General features: G+C 44.0%; 19 protein-coding genes. 14 read left to right on the top strand and 5 right to left on the bottom strand.

Annotated elements, in window-relative coordinates:
- Positions 1-360: 360 nt before the first annotated feature.
- The 4 genes from L2747_RS09465 to glnE all read right to left on the bottom strand — a co-directional run bounded on the left by L2747_RS09465 (position 361) and on the right by glnE (position 6,037).
- The gene (locus L2747_RS09465; protein ID WP_248998794.1) at positions 361-945 is read right to left on the bottom strand and encodes a hypothetical protein; all 585 of its coding nucleotides are present in this window, start codon (positions 943-945) and stop codon (positions 361-363) included.
- A gap of 580 nt (positions 946-1,525) precedes the next feature.
- Positions 1,526-1,975: a hypothetical protein gene (locus tag L2747_RS09460; protein ID WP_248998793.1), complete on the bottom strand. Its 450-nt coding sequence runs from the start codon at positions 1,973-1,975 to the stop codon at positions 1,526-1,528.
- A 153-nt stretch (positions 1,976-2,128) separates the two neighbouring features.
- Positions 2,129-2,812, bottom strand: a complete 684-nt coding sequence (locus tag L2747_RS09455; RefSeq protein ID WP_248998792.1) for a DUF4347 domain-containing protein — start codon at positions 2,810-2,812, stop codon at positions 2,129-2,131.
- A 363-nt stretch (positions 2,813-3,175) separates the two neighbouring features.
- On the bottom strand, positions 3,176-6,037 hold the full coding sequence (gene glnE, locus L2747_RS09450) for a bifunctional [glutamate--ammonia ligase]-adenylyl-L-tyrosine phosphorylase/[glutamate--ammonia-ligase] adenylyltransferase (protein WP_248998791.1): 2,862 nt from the start codon (positions 6,035-6,037) through the stop codon (positions 3,176-3,178).
- A 348-nt stretch (positions 6,038-6,385) separates the two neighbouring features.
- On the opposite strand from glnE, the gene L2747_RS09445 reads away from it, so the two are divergent.
- The 8 genes from L2747_RS09445 (at position 6,386) to L2747_RS09410 (ending at position 13,310) form a co-directional block, all read left to right on the top strand.
- Complete coding sequence (locus L2747_RS09445; RefSeq protein ID WP_248998790.1) at positions 6,386-7,345, top strand: hypothetical protein; 960 nt, start codon at positions 6,386-6,388, stop codon at positions 7,343-7,345.
- A gap of 13 nt (positions 7,346-7,358) precedes the next feature.
- Entirely contained in the window at positions 7,359-8,258 is a 900-nt protein-coding gene (locus tag L2747_RS09440) for a DUF350 domain-containing protein (protein WP_248998789.1), read from the top strand.
- Positions 8,259-8,340: 82 nt separating this feature from the next.
- Positions 8,341-10,068 (top strand): polyamine aminopropyltransferase, encoded by a 1,728-nt coding sequence (locus tag L2747_RS09435; RefSeq protein WP_248998788.1) that lies wholly within the window; start codon positions 8,341-8,343, stop codon positions 10,066-10,068.
- 91 nt (positions 10,069-10,159) lie between these two features.
- A complete protein-coding gene (locus L2747_RS09430) occupies positions 10,160-10,573 on the top strand; it encodes a YjfI family protein (RefSeq protein WP_248998787.1) in 414 nt (137 codons plus the stop codon).
- Between the two features lie 12 nt (positions 10,574-10,585).
- The gene (locus L2747_RS09425) at positions 10,586-11,275 is read left to right on the top strand and encodes a PspA/IM30 family protein (protein ID WP_248998786.1); all 690 of its coding nucleotides are present in this window, start codon (positions 10,586-10,588) and stop codon (positions 11,273-11,275) included.
- An 11-nt stretch (positions 11,276-11,286) separates the two neighbouring features.
- Positions 11,287-11,937, top strand: coding sequence for a DUF4178 domain-containing protein (locus L2747_RS09420; RefSeq protein ID WP_248998785.1), 651 nt, complete (start codon positions 11,287-11,289; stop codon positions 11,935-11,937).
- Between the two features lie 133 nt (positions 11,938-12,070).
- Positions 12,071-12,400, top strand: a complete 330-nt coding sequence (locus L2747_RS09415) for a hypothetical protein (RefSeq protein ID WP_248998784.1) — start codon at positions 12,071-12,073, stop codon at positions 12,398-12,400.
- Between the two features lie 58 nt (positions 12,401-12,458).
- Entirely contained in the window at positions 12,459-13,310 is an 852-nt protein-coding gene (locus tag L2747_RS09410; RefSeq protein WP_248998783.1) for a potassium channel family protein, read from the top strand.
- Positions 13,311-13,390: 80 nt separating this feature from the next.
- Here the strand turns inward: L2747_RS09410 and L2747_RS09405 are convergent, their stop codons facing one another.
- On the bottom strand, positions 13,391-14,878 hold the full coding sequence (locus L2747_RS09405) for a CYTH domain-containing protein (RefSeq protein WP_248998782.1): 1,488 nt from the start codon (positions 14,876-14,878) through the stop codon (positions 13,391-13,393).
- 232 nt (positions 14,879-15,110) lie between these two features.
- On the opposite strand from L2747_RS09405, the gene L2747_RS09400 reads away from it, so the two are divergent.
- The 6 genes from L2747_RS09400 (at position 15,111) to L2747_RS09375 (ending at position 25,855) form a co-directional block, all read left to right on the top strand.
- Positions 15,111-15,791 carry a TIGR00153 family protein gene (locus tag L2747_RS09400; RefSeq protein WP_248998781.1) on the top strand — a complete coding sequence of 227 codons (681 nt, stop codon included), beginning with the start codon at positions 15,111-15,113 and terminating at the stop codon, positions 15,789-15,791.
- 24 nt (positions 15,792-15,815) lie between these two features.
- A complete protein-coding gene (locus L2747_RS09395; protein WP_248998780.1) occupies positions 15,816-17,084 on the top strand; it encodes an inorganic phosphate transporter in 1,269 nt (422 codons plus the stop codon).
- A 162-nt stretch (positions 17,085-17,246) separates the two neighbouring features.
- A complete protein-coding gene (locus L2747_RS09390) occupies positions 17,247-17,822 on the top strand; it encodes a TIGR04211 family SH3 domain-containing protein (RefSeq protein WP_248998779.1) in 576 nt (191 codons plus the stop codon).
- A gap of 661 nt (positions 17,823-18,483) precedes the next feature.
- Entirely contained in the window at positions 18,484-21,678 is a 3,195-nt protein-coding gene (putA, locus tag L2747_RS09385) for a bifunctional proline dehydrogenase/L-glutamate gamma-semialdehyde dehydrogenase PutA (protein WP_248998778.1), read from the top strand.
- Positions 21,679-22,027: 349 nt separating this feature from the next.
- Positions 22,028-23,908 (top strand): methyl-accepting chemotaxis protein, encoded by a 1,881-nt coding sequence (locus tag L2747_RS09380; RefSeq protein WP_248998777.1) that lies wholly within the window; start codon positions 22,028-22,030, stop codon positions 23,906-23,908.
- Positions 23,909-23,974: 66 nt separating this feature from the next.
- Entirely contained in the window at positions 23,975-25,855 is a 1,881-nt protein-coding gene (locus L2747_RS09375; RefSeq protein WP_248998776.1) for a methyl-accepting chemotaxis protein, read from the top strand.
- Positions 25,856-25,975 lie beyond the last annotated feature (120 nt).

Raw genomic sequence — 25,975 nt, 5'->3', positions numbered from 1 at the left:
AGCTCACACACGGCCAAGAGGGGATCAACAGCAATCCCCTCTTGGATCACCCCTGCCGCCCCGACGAAGTTGTTGCTCCTCATACTCCAATAAAAATCGCCTAACGGCTCAGATGGGACATCCATGTCCCGCCGAGCCTGAACCATCATCCATGATGGTTCCACGGCACTATTTCGAGCAAAGAGTTATTTACGTACTTCAGCAACTTCGATGGGGAGTTGGTGTTTCCTGTTGACCTACAAGGGTTATTAAACTTTTGATTATGACCAAATATAGAAAGCAGCAATTAAAGAACCTAACATCAATTCAGAAAGTTTACGCTGACCCACTTATCATAATACCTAAAGCACAAAGCAATCATTATGCAGACTTTGCCAAATTAACTACTTTAATTAAATCATGCTCTCTTGGTAACTCTTTATCTTTATAACCATCCTTGCCGTAAAATCTGACAGTAACGTTTTCATAGTTAGCCTCAGCTATTTTCTGAGCAGCCTCGACGTCAATAATTCCAGTCAAAATTTCAACTTTTTCATGCTCACCAGCGACTTCATTATAATAACCAACTATACGGTCTACTGAGCCAGATACTTTAGCAATCATGTCTTTCCCAACATAAACCTCTGCAGAGTCTATAAATGACCAGCTACCATAAAGCGCTGTTGAATATAAATTTATAGAAATATTGTTGGTGTCGCTTACCCAAGTATATTGAATAGTTCGAGTTTCAGCTCCAGAAATTGCTAAGAAGCCATTCATATCATTTGCAGTGGCTTGAACACGATCTTTTAATTTATCGTAAGAGCATATTATTGATTCACAATTTTCGACCAATAGAGTTTCAGAGACTCCACTTCCTCGACTCATCTTTCCATAATCATTCGCTACACAACCAGCTAGTGTTCCAATGAGGAGCATTGCTGTAATTACATTTTTTGTTATCACGTCTTTTACCTATCTTATGGGTAATTTTATACTGAAATACGAATACCGTTTATTCAAAACAGCCACAAGCACAAGCTAACAGCCTGAATTAAAATAGATATTATTGCTTTACGAATAATACTTAAAGAAATGATTCTTTATTTACTGATAATAAATATATTGCAAAAAGCTAAATGCTGGGCTAGGTCAAAGCAAGAGTTTAATCATTAAGAAATGAGTTAATTACCAAGCTCACAGAAAACACCAATCCCCCATCGGAGTTGCCGAAGTCATTGAAGAAAATAGTGTGAGCGAGTCATGGATGACGAGATAGCCTTAGGTGAGCCATGGATGGCGAATATAAGGCGATAGCGATTTTCGAAAATGAGTGAGGATCAACAACTTCGTCTGGGGCGCTGAGGGTTTGTTAAGGGGGACAAGCGCTTTCCCCCTTGGCTCAGGTGTGGGCGAAGCGCCACGACTTTTATCAAACGAAGTTTGATTGACCTATAGTGGGATGAAATCCCATAATGAAATTGTTAGACGCAGTCTAACTTAGAAATCAGACCTAGTCTGATAAAACCCACTTCTTAGACAGCGTCTAAATCAGCATCGCGATCATACTGCCAACCGTCGCCGCCGCTTTCACATATTGGCCTGCCGAATACGATGGGTCACCGTTCTCATCAATCTCTTCTGGATGATCAAGCCCAAGCGCACCAAACACGAACGATTCGATATCACCGCCATCTTCTTCAGATGCTTTATTTGCTGCCTCAGCCGCAGCAGGTTTAGCCCCTGTTTGCTCTGCTGCCAGTTTATCTTGGGCGGCGCTTGATAGGGTAACTGTGGTGCTATCACCAGTATTGGGCAGTGGCTTAGTTGCGCTAGCAGTAACCGCATTGTTAGCGCTGTCAGATGTCTGGCTTATCGCTTGGTTGGCAGTGTTAGCAGCTTGCTGTGCTGTCGGTTCAGCCGTGACTTTGGAGCTGAGATTAGCGCTAATATTGGTACTGTTTGCACTATTGGCTAGGCCACTAACAGAAGTCATCTAACAATCCTCAACAGGATCCCTTTACTGCTCCCCTGAGCAATAGTGAGATATATTGCTGCGATAGTAAGCATTTAATCAATTTCCTCAAAGCAGATTTTGTCGAAAACATGATACAAAACGTATCATTAGCGATACTTTATTAAGCGCTAGTTAAAAGCTAAATTGGGTTCGCTGTACCCATAGTGGTTCATGTCGCAAACCTTGCATATGAATAACATCCACACTCATCTGGGTTAACTCTTCAAATAAACCGATAAATTGCTCACCACCATGACTGGTCGTCAAGTTAGTGGTATATAAAGAAAGCTGACTATTGTTGGCAAACTGGCGAGCAAAAATCGTTAAGCTATGTTGATGCTCAAGCAAGTAATGCTGATCGATCCAACGTCCACCCAGGTAAATTGCAGAGCTTGAAGCCTTAGCAACAATGGTCACATTTGAGTAAAGCGGCTCCTCGGCTAACACTTGATTTATTTGCTCAAAAGGCTCTTGGTTTTCTTCTAACACCAGTAGATGAACATCTCCCCTCACACCTGCTAAAAACGACTCAATTTGCTCACTGGAGCGATCGACAATGATCAAGCTAACACCTTGATCTGCGCTGACTAACGAGCTTGGGATAGTTATCATTTTATTGGGTGTATCGGCTGCAACGGCGCTGTTTATCAGCAACAGAACGCATAAAACGAGTAACCAACGTAGCGGTAACTCCTTAACAAACTGATATTTACTGGTGCTAGGCTTACACTTAAGCGTGAAGTGTTTGCTGATCAACATGCTGGTAAAGCATTCATTGAACCGAGTGTAGCAACTGAGTAATTTGGGCGAGTTCATAAGCAACTCCTTAGACTTAAGGTAATAGGCCTAAGGTTGCAAGGAGTAAACCAAGTTGTTCCTTTTTAGCTCGTTGCTATCTACGCTGAGAAATAACAACTTATCATTCAAGCGATTAGCAAGGCTATAAATAAGCGGCTACGAGCTTGTATTCGACTTGTTAGAGCGATTATCAGTATAAAGCGCTGCGATTAATCATGTTGTCTTAATCTGCAAGGCAGTTTGCGACTCCCTATACCCACTAGAATTAGCTTGTCATGAGTGAGAGTGATAGGAGAGAGCTTGATTACATCATTTAATCAGAGTGCAAAAAACCTCGTCACATCCAAGATACTCAGAGGCTTATTAATGACCAGCAATACTCTACTGCGGCTCGGCTAAAACCTGCTGATAGATAGCTTCCACTCTGTCGATATGTGGTTGCAATGCATCAATGGGTAGCACTGTAGGTTTTTGTTGCAATGTTAGTCTGTGGCTTTCGTCTCGCAGATGGCAGTAGGCTTGAGTTAATGCTTGGGCACTTTCAAGTGGCAGCAGTTCAAGCTCTGCAAGATCGGAGAAGATCCGCACATTGTCAGACCAAAAACATAAACGCTTATGCTCATGGCTATTGGCTAACACCATATATTGGGCGATGAACTCAATATCGGCGATGCCTCCGCTGCTCTGCTTTAAATCGAACATACCAGGCTCAACTTTTAGCAAGTGATTACGCATCTTAATCCGCATTTCTCGCACGTCTTTAGCCAGCGACACTTTATCTCGTGAGGTTTGCAAGACTTCAGCTCTTAACTCATTAAAACGCATTGACAGAGCATTATCGCCAAACATAAACCGCGCGCGTACTAGTGCTTGATGCTCCCATGTCCAGGCCTCGTCACGTTGATATTCTCCAAAGTTTTCTATCTCGCTGACCAATAAGCCCGATGCACCAGAAGGCCTTAAGCGCATATCCACTTCATAGAGCTCGCCAGAATTAGTTCGGGTAGAGAAAAAGTGCAGTACCCGCTGGGCAAGCTTTAGGTAGAAGTGACCGATATCGATAGGCCTTTCACCATTGGTTTGCCCGGCTTTACTACCATTGTGCAAAAACACTAAATCAAGATCCGAGCCATAACCTAGTTCTATACCACCCGCTTTACCGTAACCGACAACCGCAAAGCCCATTTCGTTATCATTTAGGTTTTCTGGCACACCATGGCGAGCGCTAACTTGCGCCCAAGCTTGATGCACGACTTGCTCGATAATCGCTTCGGCTAAGAAAGTTAAGTGATCGCTCACCTCCATCACAGGTAAAACACCGGTGACGTCAGCCGCAGCAATTTTTAATTGCTGCGATAACTTAAATTGACGCAGTGCTTCCATCTGCTGCTCAAGATCATCTTCAGGCACCCGCAGTAAATACTGACGTAACTCACTGCCATAGTCGTCTAGCGATGTGGTGTCATATAACTGCGCGGGATCAATCAGCTCATCGAGCAGCATTGGGAATTTTGCTAATTGCTGACCAATCCACGGGCTGGCAAGACACAAGCTCACGAGTTGCTGCCTTGCTCCGGGGTTTTCACACAGCAGCTCTAGGTAAGTTGTACGAGTTAAAATTTGATCTAATACCTTTGAAACTGGCGCAAATGCTTTCGACGGATGGGGAATATTGGTAAATTCACACAATAGCTTAGGCATTAATTTGTCTAAGGTTTCGCGTCCGCGCGGACCAATCGTTCGACGTACTACTGTGTCGTGCCAGCTATTAAGCATTGGCCACAACTTTTCGTCATCTATCCCCTGCTCTTCTAATATCGACTGCGCATGCTCATCTTCGTAAGCATTCCAGATCTGTTGCGTCCAAGTTTCGTTTTGATCGTCTTCATTATTACCACCAACGGTTTCTTCAAAGTGGCTATGGATCTGGCGCATTGCGGTGGCGATCTGTTCACGCAGATCCATTTCAGTATCGGCGTTTAACGCATAACATAAGCGTTGCCAATCAAGTGACTCACTTGGCAATGTCTGAGTCTGCTCGTCATTAATCGCTTGCAACAAGTTCTCAACGCGGCGCAGTAAGATGTAGCTATTTTTGAGCTCATCGACGGCTAAATATTCCAGCTGACCTAACTGATATAGGGTCTCGATTGCAGCAAATAAACTTTGCTGGCGCAGCGCTGGCTCACGGCCACCGCGAATAAGTTGAAAGCTTTGCACCACGAACTCAACTTCACGTATCCCACCTGCGCCAAGTTTAATATTGTCGGTAAGTTTACGGCGGCGCACTTCTTGGGTAATTAAGCCTTTCATTTTGCGCAAAGATTCTATCGCCGAGAAATCTAAATAACGGCGATATACAAAGGGTCTTAATAAGTCGTGTAGTTCATCTGATTCTGCAGTCCACGGGCCAAGTGCTCGCGCTTTAACCATGGCGTAGCGTTCCCAGTCGCGCCCCTGCTCTTGGTAATAATCTTCAAGACCACTAAAGCTCACCACTAGCGGACCGCTTTCGCCATAGGGGCGCAAGCGCATATCGACGCGATACACAAAGCCGTCAACGGTAACTTGATGCAACAAGTTAACTAGGCGCTGCCCCATACGAATGAAGAATTGCTGGTTTTCTAATGAGCGTCTGCCGCCAGCTGTTTCGCCGTGCTCGGCAAAAGTAAAGATAAGATCGATATCTGACGAAAAGTTAAGCTCACGACCACCAAGCTTGCCCATACCGAGGATCAGGAGTTTTTGCGGCTTACCTTGGCTACAACTAGGTGTACCTAACGAGGCGCACATCTCACGGTATAACCAGTCGCGTCCTGCAATAATCAGCGCTTCAGCTAATGCTGATAGATCTAACAGCGATTCTTGTAATTGACTGTAATCCATAAAATCACGCCAAGCGATGCAGACCATTTGACGATTGCGGTATTGACGCAACACCCGTTTGGCTTGTTCTTCATCGGTTACAGGCTCAAGTAATTCAGCCAACTCTTTATCAAACACTTGGCGTTCAAAATTATGCAAATTTCGGCTAAAAAGCTCTGGGATCCACTGACTATGACGGCAAAGCTGAGTGGCAATAAAGTCACTGAGTCCAAATACTTGTTTTAACTCTTGCTGTTGCTCATCAGTCAATGACGCGACGAGGTCGGCAGCATTATCTAACAGCCTTTGCCAATACAAGTCTGCTGTTGCTGCCATTTGAGAACTAAGCTGTTTATTACCCTGTGTCGCCGTGCGCATAATAATCCCTAACAAATTAGTACATCGACATATTATGTCGTTAATGATATAGATAGAGCGTAAATAAAGGTGAGCAATTTTTATCACGGATGTTGGCAACTTGAGTTGATTTTAGCCGCGACTGAGCTGGAAACAGGATCCTTGGTATTTTTTTGCTCGAATACGCAATACTATACTAATCAGTTACAGCGATTATAGTAAGAGCGGTTATTTCTCTTGCGAATTCAATGTTTCAGCAAGCAAAACTGCTTTATGCAACACTCATTAAGCGCTATGGTCTGTTACCATTAGACAATGCGCGGCTAACACCCAAGGGTGTAAAGTAACATAACCGATTTTGGAGAGACTATGGCAGGAATGCTAATGCGCGTTCTCACCGTCATACTGGTATTCGCCCTTGCAGGATGTGGCGATGATAGACCAGAGCAAATTGCCAAGTATCAGCAGCTAACGCAACAGCGCTTAGATACTCTTAGCAATATGCTTAACGACGGTCAGGTACGTAACGCTAATTTGCTCAAACAATACGTGCAAGTATTGGAAAAGCAAAAGCCCGATTTAAGCCCTTTGCTTAATGAGCTGGCTACCGATGCGACTAATCGCGGCCCGATGTTCACCTCTTTAACTAGGCGCTTAACCGACAGCCAAAATGCGGCTAATTATGTCGATCTCGATCAGCAGCTTGCTGAAGTCGAGAACCTTTATCAGGCCGCCGACCCGAGTTTATATAACGACATGTTGTCAGACCCACTTAACGTGGTTGCCGATATGTCAGATGGTGCTCTGGCGCGAGTTAACTCCATTAGTCGCGAAGCCGCTGCCCTTGCCAATGGTGCTGAAGACTTTGGCGCTGGCAGTCAGTTAGTCGGCAACCCTGCGTACGGTGGCTGGCAAACAGGCTCTAACGGTATGTCGTTTTGGGCGTGGTACGGCATGTATTCAATGTTCTCTAACCTGACGCGTGGTCCAATTGGCTATGACAGATGGTCTAGCCGTCGTAACTACAGCTACTACAACGATGTGGGTCGCTACCGCTACACTTCGCCAAAGCAAGCTCGTGCGCAAACTCAAACCTATGAGCGCACTAAAAAGCAGTTTAATTCTCAAGGCCGAAAATTTGATAGCCCGTACGCAAAATCGCGTACCGGCTCGACCAGTCTTTCAAGACAAAGTAGCAGTACACCCAAAGCCAGTTCAACAGGACGCACTGCGAGCAGTAAGAGCAAGTTCCGCTCAAACTACTCTAAGGACAGCAGCTTCCGTAATTCCAGCAGTCGTACCACTCGCGGTGTTCGCCGAGGCAAATAATTAAGGAACTTTTATGACATTTTTAGAAAATTACGGCCTCACTCTCGATTTAATGATCATTCTGGCAATCGACTTGGCCATTGCGGTATTGCTACTAACCTTAATGCGTTACTTGCAAGGTTGGACAGTTAAAGTCAATAGCCGCCATGAGCTAGCTGAAAACGATAACTTTGCTTTTGGTATTAGTACCGCAGGCGCCGTGATGGCATTAGGTATTGTGCTCACTGGTGCAATTACTGGCGAAGCGGCAGAGTCCTATTTAGTTGAAGCTATTGGTATGAGTGCTTACGGTTTATTTGGCCTAATACTGATTAAACTCGGGCGCTTTTTACATGACAAAATTGCCCTCAATAACATAGATAAGAACGCGTTAATTATTAAAGGTAATGTGTCGGTTGCTATCGTTGATGCAGCTGCAGCCATAGCTACAGCGATAATTATCCGCTCGGTACTCATGTGGGCTGAAGACTTAACAATCTATACCTTTATTGCCATCTTTAGTGCCTTTGCGATTTCGCAGCTAATGTTAGTACTACTGACTCGTGGTCGTGAAAATCGCTATGCTAAGCGCAACCAAGGCGCATCAATGCAGGAAGCGTTAGCGCAAGGTCATACAGCGCTAGCTATCCGCCACAGCGGTTACATGCTAGCCATGGCGTTTAGCTTTAATGCTGCTAGCCACTTTATTATCTTTAATCCTGAAGCTTACATTGCCAACCTAATTGGCTGGTTAGTCTTCTCAGTAGTCATGCTGTTGTCGCTATCACTACTGATTACTTTGATTAAAAAGCTAGTGCTAGCTAACATCAACCTATGTGAAGAAGTTGAGCAGCAACACAATATCGGTCTTGCTGCAGTTGAAGTGGCAATTAGCGTCTCCATCGCGATTATTCTAGCTGCCTTAATGGCTTAGAGAGTATCAAGGGAGCGTCACTTCGCTCCCTTTTTATTAGCTACACATTCTTATCTGACTCAACATAATCAACAGACACTCAATGCAAACCGACACAAATAACTCCACTATCGAATCTAGTAACCAAACCATTGAATCAGGCAAACTCGGCTGGTTCGATGATGTATTACTGCTTGGCATTATGGCCGTGCTTGCAGGCTGTGGCCTGATCTATGAATACTTATTATCCCATTACGCTGGGCGTATTCTTGGCGCACTCGAAGCCGCGATTTACACCATGATTGGTTTAATGATTGTCTCCATGGGATTGGGTGCCTTTGCCGCCCGTAAAATTCGCTGCGCTTTTACTGGCTTTGCCGTTTTAGAACTGTGTGTTGCCTTGTGTGGATCACTGGCTATTTTAATTACCGCGGCAGTTATTGGCTTTGGCCAACAGTTGCCACTGATTATTGCTAACACATTAGGCTTGCCAGCAGATCAGCTTCCCGATGGCGGCTTTATTGGCACACTACAAAAGCTTAGCGAGTACTTACCTTATGTATGGGGTGTATTGCTTGGTTTGATGATCGGTATGGAGATCCCACTGATCGCCCGCGTACGCCAAGCGATGTCTGAAGCACACCTAATGCATAATGCCGGTACTATTTATGGCGCCGACTATATTGGTGCGGGTATTGGCGCAGCAATTTGGGTTGGCTTTATGTTAGCCATTGATATTCAACTTGCCGCCGCCCTGACAGCCAGTTTTAATCTATTGGCTGGTTTTATCTTTATCTGGCGCTTCTGGCACCAAATCAGGCATGTAAAGTTACTGCTCGTCGGCCACTTTATTGCGACCGGGATCCTTGTGCTGCTGGCGCTGCACGGCCCTCAATGGGAGCAAAACTTTAATAACCTGTTGTATAAAGACAAAGTGGTGTACGCCAAGGCAACTCGCTTTCAGCAGCTCACCTTTACCGAGCGCTTACGCGGTAATGGACTAGGACCTGTTCATTCGCTTTATATTAACGGTCGCTTACAGTTTTCAAGTAGTGACGAGCATATCTATCATTCATTTTTAGTGCACCCGACTATGGCGGCCAGTGCGCGCCACGATAAGATATTAATCATTGGCGGTGGTGACGGTTTAGGCCTGACGCAAGTATTGCAGTGGCAACCTAAGCAAGTGACTTTAATGGATCTTGATGAGGAACTGGTTGCGCTATTTAAACAACCTGCCAGTGATATGCCTGAACATCTAAGCCGTGCCTTGCTAAAACTCAATCAAAATGCTTTGAACGATCCTCGCGTTAGGATCATGTATGACGACGCCTTTAATGGCGTTGATAAACTGCTGGCGAAAGAAGAAAAATTTGACACTATTATTGTCGATTTACCGGACCCGAGCCATCCCGATCTTAACAAGCTCTATTCCGATGCTTTCTATTTAAAATTGAAGGAACTAATGAGCAACGATGCTGCCTTAACCATACAGTCAACATCGCCGTACCATGCACCCAACGCCTTTATCTCTGTGGCCAACACTTTGGAGCTGGCCGGCTTTACTGTCGATCAGTATCACCACAATGTGCCTAGCTTTGGTGAATGGGGCTGGAGTATCGCCACTTTGAGTGGTAAAAGTGGCAGAAGCCGATTAGAAAGTGTGCAGCAGTTACCGGTAAACGATCCTTGGTTAACTCCAGGACTTATCCATGCGGCCTTTGAGTTCCCGGGCAATTTCTACCAAGATAAAGGCCAGATTAAGCCCAATGTTTTAGGTTCAAGCCAGCTGTATCAATATCATCAGCAGGCTTGGTTAGAAAATCAGTAGAGTTTATTTTTGAATCGTAAAGATAGCGCTTGACATATTATGTCGCAGTGCTATCTTTAATCACAGACATAATATGTCAATAAGGACAAATATGAATATCCACACAATTGCCAACCACCTAAATGCGCTTGGCGACAACAGCCAAACTGGCTTTCAATTTGATTGTTATCCAATTGCTGGTGACGTGGAAGTCTTACAAGTTAACGTTGTTGGCCGAGAAGAAATTCCGGTATTTGTATCGGTAACGGACAACCAAGTGCTTTGCATCAGTTATTTATGGGGCGAAGACGAAGTGAATCAAGAACGTCGCGCTGAAATGTTTGAGACCATGTTAGAGCTCAACATTCCAATGCCACTGTCATCGTTTGCAAAAATCGATGATAAGTATGTGGTTTACGGCGCGCTGTCAGTGCAATCAAGCATGCAAGAGATTGAGCAGGAACTGTCTGTTCTATCTGATAACTGTCTCGAAGTCATCGACGAACTCGTCGATTACCTTAAATAAAGGAGCCACATTATGGGCATTCTAAACAAAATTCTTACGGCCTTCCGTGGCGGCGCTACTGAAGTTGGCCAAGGCATCGTAGATGCAAACTCAACACGTATTTTTGAACAAGAAATTCGTGATGCAGAGAAACACCTAACTAAAGCTAAGCGCGACTTAACTGAAGTTATGGCAAAAGAGATGCAAGCTAGCCGTGAAGTTGACCGTCTAAAACGCTCTGTTGCTGAACACGAAGGCTATGTCACACAAGCTCTAGAAAAAGGCAACGAGCCACTAGCACTAGAAGTAGCTGAAAAAATTGCTGAACTTGACCAACAGCTAAGCGATCAACAAGCGGCAAACGAAAGCTTCAGTGCCCATGCGACTCGCTTAAAAGAGTTAGTACGTAAAACTGAGCGCCAAGTTGCTGATTACCAGCGCCAGCTGACTATGGTTAAAACCACTGAAAGCGTGCAAAAAGCCACTGCAACGATTACTGACTCTTTTGCCGGTAGCAACTCTAAGCTGCTCAACGCTAAAGATTCTCTAGAGCGTATCAAGGCACGCCAGCAGTCATTTGATGACCGCCTAAAAGCCTCTGAAACGCTAGCAGAAGAGAACAGCGATAAGGCTCTACACGACAAACTTGCTGAAGCAGGTATTGGCGAGCAAAAGTCTAACGCCAATGCAGTACTTGACCGCATTAAAGCGCGTAAAGGCTAAAGGAGGCTGACGTGGGATTTCTAAGCAGCCTATTTGGCAAAAAAGAGGAACCTAAACGTCAACTCGATCACCCATCAAAACTTAATAAGGGAGATATGATCTCCCTTGATGACAGTTTTGCTTTGCCACCACAACTGCGTGGTCAGCAACTGCGAGTTGAAGCGGTTAATACTTACGAGTATGAGCGCAAGCAACAAACTGAGTGGGTGTTAAAAGGTCACGGTAGTGACACCATCTTTCTCAGCCTTGATGAAGATGATGAAACCTACCTTGGCCTCTCGATTAAAGTTAATCGAGGCCTAGTTGAAGCGCTGTTCGATTTAGATCAATTTAGTGAGATCTTTGAAGAGCCAGGTAAAGCCGAGCTAACGACTAAAACCTTGTCAGCTGACTTACAAGACTATGAGCAATGGTTGTCGGCTCATTATCATCAAGTTACTGCCGGCAGTTTTGGTTATTTCCATCGCCAAGATTACCGAGGCCAAAAGCCACCTCAAGATACAAACGGTGCAACGGGTGATGCCTTTGAGTCATACCAGTTACTCGATGATGATGAAGATAAAGCCATTGACGTTGAAGTGTATGAAGGCGGTGAAACCGATGTGATGTTAACCATCTATCGACCGCTTTCAGATATCAGAGACTACTGGCCTGGTGCATAAATAAATGGTTCTAAAGCTCCCAGCTTTAGAACCATTTTTGTTTCGGCTTCGATGAGTGGTAGCATTATACTAATTGGGATTAAGCATATTCCGCACGATCTCTTACGGATGAGTAAATTTAGGTAGCGCACGCATGACCAAACAAAAAAATCCCTTACCCGCTCAGTGGCAGCAAAACCAAAAAGCCGCTAAAGCGACGCAAATCGCTTTTGATATGGATGAAAAGTTCCAATACGCCATTCGCAAAGCTGCACTTGATGCTGGAGTGAGTCCGTCAGATCAAATCCGAGAAATATTGGGTTTAAGTGTCACCAAAAGACCCAAGCGTCCGCGCCTTACCGTGTCTCTTAGCGTGAACGATTACGAACTCTTAGCTAAAAAATATCAGCTATCACCAGAGCAACAGCTTGAAATCAAAAAACATGTATTAGATGATTTAATCCAATTTAGCGCTGATACTTAGTGCAAAACAAGGTGCTGAGTGGCTAAGGCCATTGCACCTAATAAGATGGACCTTAGTTATGGCAAATAAGAAGCGTTGGTTACTGCAACCCGATACTCCTCCGACCCCATTACAATTAGCCATGATGCTGCTATCGCTGCTGTCTGTGATTTTAGTGCTAGTGCTAACTTTTGGGCGGGTTGATGGCGAAACCCGACGCTTACTGTTCTTTATCGATACCAGTATCTGTCTTATCTTCATGTCTAACTTCTTTTTCGAGCTGTTTAAGGCCGATGAAAAAGTCGAATACCTAAAAGGACACTGGATAGACTTTATTGCCAGTATTCCCGCCATTGAAGCATTAAGAATGGCGCGTTTGTTTCAAATCTTACGTGTAGTTCGTCTTATTCGCACTACTCGCTCGTTAATTGTGCCCATGCTAAAACAACGCCGACAAGCCACTGTTGCCAGCTTATTAGTCGCACTCATCACCATCTTAACCTTCTCTTCAGTGCTGGTATTAATTGTTGAAAGCGGTGTTGATGGTGCCAATATCGACACTGCTGAAAGTGCCATTTGGTGGGCACTAGTCACTATTTCTACTGTAGGCTATGGCGATTATTACCCGGTCACCACCGCTGGTCACATTATTGGTGGCGTGGTCATTGTCTGTGGTGTGAGCTTCTTTGGTGTAATTTCTGGTTATATGGCGTCGGTATTTGTCTCACCTGATGAGTCAGAAAAGCTCGACTCTCACGCAGAAGAAATCCGCTGTGAGTTAAACAATAGTCTACAGCGAATGGAAGCCAACCAACAAAAGCTGCTAGCCGAAATCGATGAGCTAAAACAGTCTATTGAAGATACGATAGCAGACAAGATAGACGATAAGCTTGAACAGAAGCTAGAAAGCAAACGCCAGGACGAAAATTGATCCCTTTAGCGTCAAGCTAGCTGCAAAACAAAAAGCCCACATGATGTGGGCTTTTTGTTTCAACGTGTTTACTGAATGAGTTAACGCCAGTAAGGCTCGTTTTGCAGCGCACTGCGACGAGAAAACTCCATCGCTTGTACTAAGCTCTGCTCTTTGTTTTCCAACCAGGCACTAATATCTAAATAGGCTATTTCGCTGATCTCTTTTAGCTGGCGATAAGCCGCAAGTGTACGGATCCCCAGCGCTAGATCCTGCCAAGGTGCTCTAAACTGATCGCGTGATTTTTCAGGGTAAAGTCCACCATAGGCCACTCCCACAAAAATACTGTCATCGAGTGCTTTAGCCACTGAAAGATAATCAGAGCTGCTAAGTTCATTGTCGCGTGGCATTACATCGATAATGCGCTGCCAAGAGTTTTCTTGCATTTTATTAGCGAAATGTCTGAGGTCGAGCTCTTTATTGATACTAACCTGACCATCAGTAACTTGAGTCAGCAGATCGACCAAATGAACTTGTAGGCGACCATAACAGATATCATTCAACAGTTGCTCTACCTGTTCAACGACATCAAGCTGCTGCAATTTATCGGTTGCCACATCAACCAACGCTTGGTGTTGCGGCCATTTCGATACCAGTGCAACGTCGCCCTCGATAATGCCGTATAGGCTCAGTGCTTGTTCAATAAAGTTTAAGCGACATTCAATACAGTCAAAATCTGCTTCAAACGAGTCCTCTATTAAATCAAACTGTTTCAGTGTGCTTTTTAATAAACGAATGCAGGCACGCAGTCGATAACTCAACATTGGTAGCTCAAGCTGATTTTGCTCAGGATCAAGCAGCATGGCTTCAATTGTTTGCCAACGATCTAAACCTAAAGTTAATAGGTTAATTGCCACTTGCTTAAGGCTTTGATTGGGCTCAATCTCAATAAATGTCAGTGCATCTATAGTGTCAGGAGTATATTGTCCCGCTAAACGATAGCCACGCTGTGCTTTGCTCGCCTTACCTAAACGCACTGGAATGGCTCGACTGACAATGCCAGCAAGAGTTAATAAAGCACTTGTATCACCCGCTAACAGTTCAAATTCTAGCTCGCAAATAGGGTCTACAGCATCGTCGACTCGGATCTCGCCTATGTCTAGCGCCACCTCAATTAAACTGTCATCAACAAAAATATGCCATCGCTGACGGGCGAAATCTGTATTAAATAAACAGAAGAGTTCTGACTGCGTTTGCTCGATATTTGCGCCTACAGGCCAAATTTCGTTCGGGAATAAATTTAATTGAGGAAACTTTTGATCTACATCAACATTGTATTCGGGACGAGAGTGGATCCCGCCAACAACCTGACCTTTTGTTTTAATTGTTTGCTCTAAATGTTGATTAACCCCTCGAATTCGGAGGCCCATGTCCCATTTTCTTAAGGTTAAGTCTGCGGTATCGAAGTAGCCGTTCGTTAGTTCTTCTATACCTTTAGCATCGCAATTCGGTAAGCTATCTAATAGTTTTATAAGGCTTTTCTTGTGATTTTCATTAAAGAAAAGTTTGAGTTCGATCTCAGCTTCCATCGATGCACCATTCGCCTTGTCATCAAAAATTAATCAATCTGTCATTAAAGTTACATGTTGTAATATTTCTGCAATAATATCACCGTAGGATCCGCTTTGCAGTTAGGATATAACTCGCTAGAATAAAAAACTGTCAATTTAAATCGTAAAACACAGTTTTCTTACGCGGCCGCTTGAGTTAACATGCGCCCGCTTTTTCCAATAGTGGAATAACCAAAATAGGTACACGGCAATGCCAGTAAACTCTATTTTAGGCGTGTTTGCAAAATCGCCAATTAAGCCTCTTCAAGAGCATATCGACAAAGTATACGACTGTGCGTCATTACTTGTCCCATTTTTTGAAGCTACTGTCGCAGGAGACTGGGACAAAGCCGTTCAATTACGTAAGCAAATTAGCCTTACAGAGCAAGAAGCTGACTCACTAAAACGTGAGATCCGTTTAACTCTGCCGGGCGGCTTGTTTATGCCTGTTGAACGTACTGACTTACTGGAGCTATTAACCCAGCAAGATAAAATTGCTAACAAAGCAAAAGACATTTCAGGCCGCGTCATTGGCCGTCAGCTTGAGCTACCTCAAGTAATTAAAGAACCATTTATTGCTTATTTGCAGCGCTGTATCGATGCAGTTTCTCTGTCAAAAGAAGCAATCAACGAACTTGATGATCTGTTAGAAACAGGTTTTAGAGGTCGTGAAGTGGATCTTGTTGCTAAAATGATTGCTGAGCTCGATTCTATCGAAGAAGACACCGATGACTTACAGATTAAGATCCGTAGACAGCTTTACGCTATCGAGTCGGAACTGAACCCTGTAGATGTAATGTTCCTCTACAAGATAATTGAGTGGGTTGGTGACTTGGCAGATCTTGCCGAACGAGTCGGTTCTCGCTTAGAGCTAATGTTAGCTCGCGTCTAGTCAAAAGATTATCAAGGTAACAACATGGTTGATGTATTAGTCACCAACGGCCCATGGCTTATTGGTATTGCGGCTGTATTTGGATTTTTAATGGCATGGGGTATTGGCGCCAATGACGTAGCCAATGCAATGGGAACCTCAGTAGGTTCAAATGCCATTACAATTAAACAAGCGATCATTATCGCTATGATCTTTGAGTTTGCTGGTGCATATCTAGCGGGTGGTGAAGTTACAAGCACTATCCGTAAAGGCATTATCGACTCTGCATACTTTATTGATTCACCAGAATTGCTGGTTTACGGCATGATTTCTGCGTTGCTTGCTGCAGGTATCTGGTTAATCGCTGCGTCAGCTCTAGGCTGGCCAGTATCTACAACTCACTCTATTGTTGGCGCTATTGTTGGTTTCGCTGCAGTTGGTGTTGGTAGCGATGCGGTTGCATGGGGTAAAGTTGGCGGAATCGTAGGCTCTTGGGTTGTAACACCTGCAATATCTGGCTTTATCGCCTTTATGATATTCCAAAGTGTACAAAAGCTGATTTTCAATACTGACAATCCATTAGAAAACGCTAAGCGTTACGTGCCTTTCTACATGGCGCTTGCTGGCTTTGTAATGTCACTTGTGACTATCAAAAAAGGTCTAAAGCATGTAGGTCTTCACTTCACTAACGTTGAAGCATATGCACTTGCTATCGTACTTGCTATTCTTGTTGGTATCGGCGGTATGATTGCGATTAAGCGTCTTAAAATGGACACTAAAGCTGACCGTCAAACTCAGTTCGGTAACGTTGAGAAAGTATTTGCTATCTTAATGGTTGTGACTGCATGTTGTATGGCATTTGCTCACGGTTCTAACGACGTAGCTAACGCGATTGGCCCTCTAGCAGCAGTTGTTTCTGTTGTAGAAAGTGGCGGTCAAATTAACAATACTGCACCACTAGTTTGGTGGATCCTACCTCTAGGTGCTGTAGGTATTGTTCTTGGTCTTGCTATCTTTGGTCAACGCGTAATGCAAACCATTGGTAAAAACATTACTCACCTAACGCCAAGCCGTGGTTTTGCCGCTGAGCTTGCAGCAGCATCGACTGTTGTTATCGCGTCAGGTACTGGTCTACCTATCTCTACTACACAAACACTTGTTGGTGCGGTTCTTGGTGTGGGTATGGCTCGTGGTATTGCAGCAATCAATATCGGTGTAGTACGTAACATCGTTGTTTCTTGGGTTGTTACCCTTCCAGCTGGTGCTGGTCTTTCAATCATGTTCTTCTTCATGATTAAAGGGATTTTTAACTAATTCCGAGTACAACAAGTACCCTAGGTACGACGTAATGATGAGGGAAGTTTGATAATATTTGTATCAAACTTCCCTTTTGCGTTTTATCGCTCTTTTGCCACTTGCATTAACCCCTTTAAATCCCTAGCATGTGGGCTAAATTTCGTAGATGAGAATAGATTAGTGTTAAGAATTCTAATGATTGCGGGGATGATGTTACTTTCCCCTTCTTTACTGGCCGCAAACCAAACGCGCTACATCTCAGATGATGTTTATATCTACCTTCATGGTGGACCTGGAACTCAGTTCCGAATTTTAGGCAGCATTGAAGCAGGCCAACAGGTCACTTCTCTTGAAGAAGCTCAGGGCGATTACAGCAAGATTGTCGACCATAAGGGTCGTGAAGGCTGGATCCAAACTAAGATGCTAAGCAAGTCAATGAGCTTACGTGTGCAGCTACCAGCTATTCAAGCCGAACTTGAGAAAACTAAAGCTGAGCTTGAAAGCGCGCTAAGCAGTAGCGACAACAACGCGGCAGAGTTAAGCCAAGTAAAAGCCCAACTTTCTGCAGCTAAAAAAGCATTAGATAGTGCTAGCTCTGAGCGTGACAATGCTAAAGCAACGTTAGCTAACCTTCAGAAGAATGAACGTTTTGAAATGTGGCAGCAAGGTGGCTTGATCGCTGCCGGTGGCTTATTACTAGGTATCATTTTGGTTTACCTTCCAAAACCACAGCGTAAACCTAAAAACCGTTGGTAATCAGTTTCGTTAACTAAACAGCGAACATAAAGCCTGTGTACTCATCACAGGCTTTTTTATTACCTTTGCTAAGCAAAATAACGCTGTTACATAACTCTATGAGTGGCTAATGCCAGCTCCAAGAAATAGAATAGTCCTCTTTTAATAAAGACAAGTAATCAAGCATGCTTCAATTGCTACTAGGGAGAAATTGGCATGAGTCACTAAAATAAACTAAGTTTCATAATCCAAATACCAGCTCTATTGCTCCTTTATCCAATTTAAACCCACCATTTTTAGCCAGAAATGTACCACCAAGGTTAACCACCGGTAATCACATTGTTACCACGAACAATCCGATTAAAAAATCCTTTCAATTTACAGCTGTAAATTTCGAGCCATAACCTCAAAATGGCTAATAGTGACTCAAAAATAGCTAATCTTGCCTATGAATTTCAAACGCTGAGTTTTTTTTGTTCATTTCAAACTCCTTATATAGCAAGAGCTTGCGCACTGTTTAACCCATAAGAATCAAACACAAATCACACTAGCTATCACAAAGGTGTCGCACATCACATTTTGCAGGTATAATCGCCGCGAGACGGCCTTAGATTGTATACAAAAGAAAAACAATCAAGGTTTATCGACACAATTATTCAAGCAATTTGCCCATATGGCCTAGATGGAAGTGATTAATATGTTCAAAGCGAGTGAAGTACTTACTGGGCGTTATGACTCAGCCGATCTCAACGAACTGTTCCAAGCGATCAGCGATAACTATATTGTCGATGAAGAGCAATATTTATCAGACTTGATAAAGCTGGTTCCTTCAAGTAATGAAGAGCTCAACCGTGTGACTAACCGTGCACACGAGCTAGTGAATAAAGTCCGTCAATACGATAAGAAAGGCCTAATGGTCGGTGTTGACGCTTTCCTGCAGCAATATAGCTTAGAAACCAACGAAGGCATTATTTTAATGTGCCTAGCTGAAGCGTTATTACGTATTCCTGATTCAGATACTGCTGATGCGCTTATTGAAGATAAGCTATCCGGTGCTAAGTGGGATGAACACATCAAAAAGAGTAACTCTATTTTGGTGAACGCATCGACTTGGGGACTCATGCTAACAGGTAAAGTCGTTAAGCTTGATCATGATATCGATGGAAAACCAAGTAGTCTGCTTAACCGCTTGGTCAACAAGGTCGGTGAGCCTGTCGTAAGAAAGTCTATGTTGGCAGCCATGAAAATCATGGGTAAGCAGTTTGTACTTGGCCGCACAGTTAAAGAAGCGCTTAAAAATAGTGTCGATAAGCGTAAGATGGGTTACACCCACAGTTATGACATGTTAGGTGAAGCTGCGCTAACTAAAAAAGATGCGCAGAAATACTTTGAAGATTACTCAAATGCCATCGCTTCTCTAGGTGCCCAAGATTACGACACCAGCAATGCGCCGCGCCCAACTATCTCTATCAAGCTATCAGCCCTGCACCCTCGCTATGAAGTGGCCAATGAAGATAGAACGCTAACCGAGCTTTACGACACGTTAATCCTGCTAATTACACAAGCTCGCAGCCTAAATGTTGGTGTCTCTATTGACGCTGAAGAGATGGATAGATTAGAGCTATCACTTAAGTTATTCCAAAAGCTATACAACTCAGATGCTGCCAAAGGTTGGGGTCTGTTAGGTATTGTTGTTCAAGCCTATTCTAAACGCGCATTACCCGTTCTATGCTGGCTAACTCGCCTATCGAAAGATCAAGGTGATGAAATTCCACTGCGCTTAGTTAAAGGCGCGTACTGGGATAGCGAGTTAAAGTGGTCACAAGAAAACGGTGAAGCGGGCTACCCACTTTATACTCGTAAAGCCGGTACTGACGTGTCTTATCTTGCTTGTGCTCGATACTTACTCTCTGACGCCACAAAAGGTGCCATCTACCCGCAGTTTGCCAGTCACAACGCGCAAACCATTGCCAGCATCACTGACATTGCAGGTGATCGTGATTATGAGTTCCAGCGCCTACACGGTATGGGTGAAGAACTCTATGACACACTACTCGCTGAAAGCGGCGTTAAAAAAGTACGCATCTATGCCCCAGTTGGTGCCCATAAAGATCTACTGCCTTACTTGGTTAGACGCTTGCTTGAAAACGGCGCTAACACTTCGTTTGTCCACAAGTTAGTCGATCTTAATACACCAATTGAGTCGTTAGTGGTTCACCCTTTAAGAACCCTTAAAGATTACAAAACTTTAGCTAATACTAAAATCGTATTGCCAGAGGATATATTTGGTCCTGAGCGTAAAAACTCTAAAGGGGTCAATATGAACATCATCTCTGAGTCGACGCCGTTTTTTGCCAAGCTCGATAAGTATAAAGATGTCACTTGGAATGCAGGTCCTTTGGTTAACGGTATAACGCTGACCGGTGAAACTAGAGAAGTTGTTAGCCCATTTGATACTCAGCGCTTTGTTGGCAATGTCGCTTTCGCTGATGAACAAGCTGTAGAGTTGGCGTTTGTTAGTGCTGACGCCGCTTTCCCTGCTTGGTGTAACACCCCAGTTGAAGTGCGTACTGCTGCACTATTAAAGCTAGCTGATTTACTTGAAGAACATCGCGAAGAGCTGATTGCACTTTGTACCCGCGAAGCGGGTAAGAGTATTCAAGATGGCATAGATGAAGTCCGTGAGGCTGTCGATTTCTGTCGCTATTACGCGGTCAACGCCAGAAAGATGATGGAGAAACCGACATTACTACCAGGACCAACGGGTGAGCGTAATCAGCTATTCCTTGAAGGTCGCGGTATCTTTATTTGTATTAGTCCATGGAACTTCCCATTGGCAATCTTCTTAGGCCAAGTGACAGCAGCGCTAGCAGTTGGTAACACTGTTATCGCAAAACCTGCTGAGCAAACTTCAATCGTTGGTTACCGCGCTACTCAGCTTGCCCACGAGGCCGGGATCCCGAAAGAAGTATTACAGTTCCTGCCGGGCACAGGTGCTACCGTGGGCGCTGCAATAACCTCAGATGAACGAATTGCAGGCGTATGCTTTACCGGTTCTACCGCCACAGCAAAACAGATTAACCGTACACTTGCTATGCGTGAAGGACCAATCATTCCGATTATCGCAGAAACTGGTGGCCAGAATGCAATGGTAGTGGACTCAACTTCACAACCAGAGCAAGTGGTGAATGATGTCGTGTCATCCTCATTCACCAGTGCAGGCCAACGCTGCTCTGCGCTGCGAGTATTATTCTTGCAAGAAGATATTGCCGATCGCGTGCTTGATTTAATGAAAGGTGCCATGGATGAGCTAACCATTGGTGACCCGCACTTTGTCAAAACCGATGTTGGCCCAGTGATTGATGCTACAGCTGCGGCAAACTTAAATGCCCATATTGAACATATTAAGCAAGTGGGTAGCTTGATCAAACAAGTCGAACTACCCGCTGGTACTGAAAATGGCCATTATGTTGCGCCAACGGCAGTGGAAATTGACTCAATCAGAGTATTAGAGAAGGAACACTTCGGGCCAATTTTACATGTGATCCGTTACAAATCTTCAGAGCTAGAAAGAGTGATTGAAGAGATTAACTCAACCAACTTTGGTTTAACCTTAGGTATTCATAGCCGCAACGAAGCTTACGCCTTAAAGCTAGCAGCGAAGATCCGCGCAGGTAACGTTTATATCAACCGCAACCAAATCGGCGCAGTGGTTGGTGTACAACCTTTTGGTGGTCAAGGCCTATCAGGAACAGGTCCTAAAGCAGGTGGTCCACACTACCTCACGCGCTTTATTACTGAAAAGACTCACACCAATAATATTACCGCTATTGGTGGTAATGCGACCCTGCTGTCTTTAGGTGATAGTGACGACTAACTGCAATTTAGTGGCCGTTTAGGGTAAAACCTAACGGATTTTCTGAAGTACTCATAAAGCCGATTACTTAGTAATCGGCTTTCTCTTTTTCGAGCTCAATGAAAATGAGTTAACTGTGATCTCTGTTTTGAATTTACATGTTCTGTCCAATATACAGTTGTATTTACAGCCTGTTTAAATTGAATCCAACATATTTGAGACCACTCTCTCAAATATTTAATATTTATGCTCTTAGTTAAAAAAACTTGCTCTATAATGCAGCGGTTTTTTAGCTCTCAGAAACACCTGTCTTTTATACTTTACTGGCTAAACCGACTAGTAAATATTAATTTTATCAGTGATAAATATAATGAACCTTACGATAAAGAACAAAATCCAACTTGCTGTTTTGATCGTTATCCTAGTGATTAGTACCACACTAGCTAGCATCTCTACTCGCCAACTAACCCAAGATACCGAAGTGGCAATTGCTGACCGCTTTAAGCTGCATGCTGAAGCTGTGAGTAACAATATTTTTAGTTGGCTGGAAGATAAAAGGCGTATCATCATTGCTAACGAAGATCGCATCAAACGTGGTTTAGACAGCGACAGAGAGCTATTACTCACTCTAAATGGCGGCGGGTTCATTGATGTTTATGCCGGCTTTGATACTGGCGATATTATCTCTGGAGATAAGACTCAGCCTTGGCCTGAAGATTACGACCCTCGCTCTCGTCCTTGGTATAAACTGGCTTATAACAGCAGCGAGATGATTGCCACACCACCTTATATCGATATTACTGGTGCCGCAGTAGTTACTTTAGCTCAGCGCTTCAATGGCGTGATGAACGGCGTGCTAGCAGCTGACTTAAGCATTAGCTATATCACGGAACAAATTAACAATCTTAATATCGATAACGCTGGCTTTGCGTTTCTATTAGACGAAAATAATAGAGTGCTCGCTTTTCGTGACAGCAGCTACGCACAAAAAGATGCTTCTCGCTTAGCGAAAACATTGACTCCAAGCAATATTGACTCGTTATTACGCCAAGGTGAGATAACTACAATTGAATGGCAAGATGGCAGCGAAAAGTTACTGCGTTTAACTAACTTACAAGGTACCAAGTGGACCTTAGGTTTAGTTGAAGATAAGTCTCTTGCTTATGAAGCTATTGAACAACAAGTATTACAATCACTTGCGGTGGTTATTGTATTAGCGCTAGTGATCCTCTTAATTGCTTCTTTTACCGTTAATCACATGTTTAAACCATTGCAACAGCTTACGAATGCTATTGAAACACTATCTAAAGGTGATGGCGATCTCACTCAACGCTTTAACGCTCAGAAGCAAGATGAAATAGGCCTGCTTGAAGCCCACATGAACCGTTTTCTTGAAAGCTTACAGCTAATGGTTAAAGCCATTTCAAGCGATACCGAGCAGTTAATTAAACAGGTTAACGAATCATCAAATATTGCCGCAAAGGCTAGTGATGGCGTGAATGGTCAGCATCAAGATGTCGATCAAATTGCCACCGCAATCCATGAAATGTCAGCGACAGCGAGTGAAGTTGCCAGCCATGCTGAAATGACGGCATCTGCCGCGCAAGTGTCGATGCAAGCCTGTGTTGAGGGCAACGAAGTCATAGTTAAAAGCAGTAATTCAATTGAGCAACTATCAATGCAGCTTGGCGATGCCTCATCGGTTGTTTCTGCGCTTGAGCAAAATGCGACTGATATCAATCAGATCCTATCAACTATCCAAGCAATTGCTGAGCAAACTAACCTGCTCGCACTGAACGCAGCAATTGAAGCGGCAAGGGCGGGTGAACAAGGTCGTGGCTTTGCTGTCGTTGCCGATGAAGTGCGTGTCTTAAGCCATAGAACTCAGGACTCTACCGAAGAGATCCGCTCAATGATCTCGATCTTACAGCAAAATAGCCAACAAGCTGTTTCGTCGATGGCATCGAGCACAGACATTGCAAAATCAAGTGTCGAGTTCGCGAATCAAGCTAAACACAGTTTAGAACGTATAACAGACTCGATCACTGAGATCACTGACATGGCAACCCAAATCGCCAGTGCAGCTGAAGAACAGCGTGCAGTTTCTGAAGATATTAGCCGTAATACTCAAGCAATTAATGACACCTCTAATGAGCTTTCCAGCCAAACTCAAGAGGTTAGCGATAACGCTCAGATGATGCTTGCAACCTCTAGCGGCCTAAGCGATCGAGTATCACGCTTTAAAATTTAATCCAGTAAAGCCCGCTATAGGGCTTTATCAACTCACTACGACTCAGCGCAATAACGATAACAATAAATGAACTTAAGCATAAAACAAAAAATTCAGCTCTCGATACTAGTTGTGATCTTAACCATTACAGCAACCTTGTCTTATATCTCGATCAATCAACTACAGCAAAATACTGAGCAATCAATTGCCGATCGATTTAGCTTACAGGCAAGCTCGGTTAGCAATAATATTTTCAGTTGGTTAGAAGATAAAAAGCGCATTATTAATACCAATGAAGCGCGGATCAGCGCGGGGGTAAGCAGCGCAAATGAGCTTGAACTTAGTATTCAAGCCGGTGGCTTTATCAATCTCTATATGGGTCTAGACAATGGCCTAGTTATCTCGGGTGATAAAAACGTTGAAATCCCGGCAGATTTTGACGGCCGCACTCGCCCTTGGTACCAAGATGCGTTTAATCGCCACGAGATCATTACCACAGAGCCATACGTCGATTTATCAGGCGATAGCGTGGTCACTTTAGCTAAACGCTTTAACGGCAATCCAAATGGTGTGCTTGCTGCAGATTTAAGTATTGGCTATATCACTCAGCAAGTCAGTGAACTAAACATAGCCAATGCAGGCTTCGCATTTTTACTGGATGAGAACAATAAAATCTTAGCCTTTAGAGATGGCAATTACACCCAGCAAAATGCCAATCGCCTTGCTAGCAGCCTAACACCATCTTATATTGAAACACTGCGTAATAGCGGGGCGATTACCACCATTGAATGGCAAGATGCAAACGAGAAACTACTGCGCTTAACTGAGCTACAAGGCACTAAATGGACACTCGGCTTAGTTGAAGATAAGTCACTTGCTTATCAAGCAATACAAGAGCAAGTATTACAATCAATTTTTGCAATCGTACTACTCGCGTTAGTGATCTTAGTGATCGCATCTTTTATCGTTAATCACATGTTTAAGCCACTACAGCAACTGACTAATGCGATTGAAACCTTGTCTAGAGGTGACGGCGATTTAACTCAGCGCTTTAATGCTCAGCGACAAGATGAAATTGGCACCCTTGAGCGCCATATGAACCGCTTTTTAGCCAGCCTACAGCAAATGGTTAAAGCAATTTCTAACGATACCGAACAGCTGATAAAGCAGATCCATGAGTCATCTGATATTGCTGCTAAAGCTAGTGATGGAGTTAATGCTCAACACCAAGATGTAGATCAAATTGCCACAGCGATTCATGAGATGTCTGCAACGGCCAGCGAAGTCGCGAGTCACGCTGAGATGACGGCTAACGCCGCGCAAGTCTCTACCCAAGCGTGCTTTGAAGGTAACGACGTTATTAGCAAAAATGGAGAGTCGATTGAGTTACTATCGCAGCAGCTTGGTGATGCTTCGCAAGTTGTATCAGCCCTTGAAGCTAACGTAATTGAGATCAATAAGATCCTTTCAACGATTCAAGCCATCGCCGAACAAACTAACTTGTTAGCGCTTAACGCAGCTATTGAAGCTGCCCGCGCAGGCGAGCAAGGTCGAGGCTTTGCCGTCGTCGCTGACGAAGTACGAGTGTTAAGTCATCGAACTCAAGATTCGACCGAGGAGATCCGTGCAATGATCGCCACCTTACAACAAAATAGTCAACAAGCCGTTGCATCTATGGCGTCGAGCACTGATATTGCAGGTAACAGCGTCGAGTTTGCTAATCAAGCCAAGCAAAGCTTAATGCGGATCACTGACTCAATTACTGAAATTAGTGATATGGCGACTCAAATCGCCAGTGCCGCAGAAGAGCAACGTGCAGTTTCTGATGACATTAGCCGTAATACGCAGGGGATTAGCGATAGTTCACACCAACTATCGGCGCAGACTCAAGAAGTCAGTGATAACGCACAAATGATGCTCGATACCTCTAATAGCCTAAGCGAGCGAGTATCCCGCTTTACTATTTAACGTTTACTCACAGTCAATGCTAACGAATAAAAAGCCCAGTTTAACTGGGCTTTTTGCTGTTAATTAACGAGTAGCCTGAGCTAAATTTATGCAGCATTACAGCCCGTAGCCAACGACTCG

This window comes from Shewanella marinintestina (assembly GCF_023283845.1).
Classification (GTDB): domain Bacteria; phylum Pseudomonadota; class Gammaproteobacteria; order Enterobacterales; family Shewanellaceae; genus Shewanella; species Shewanella marinintestina.
This window is presented reverse-complemented; position numbering and strand designations above follow the sequence as displayed.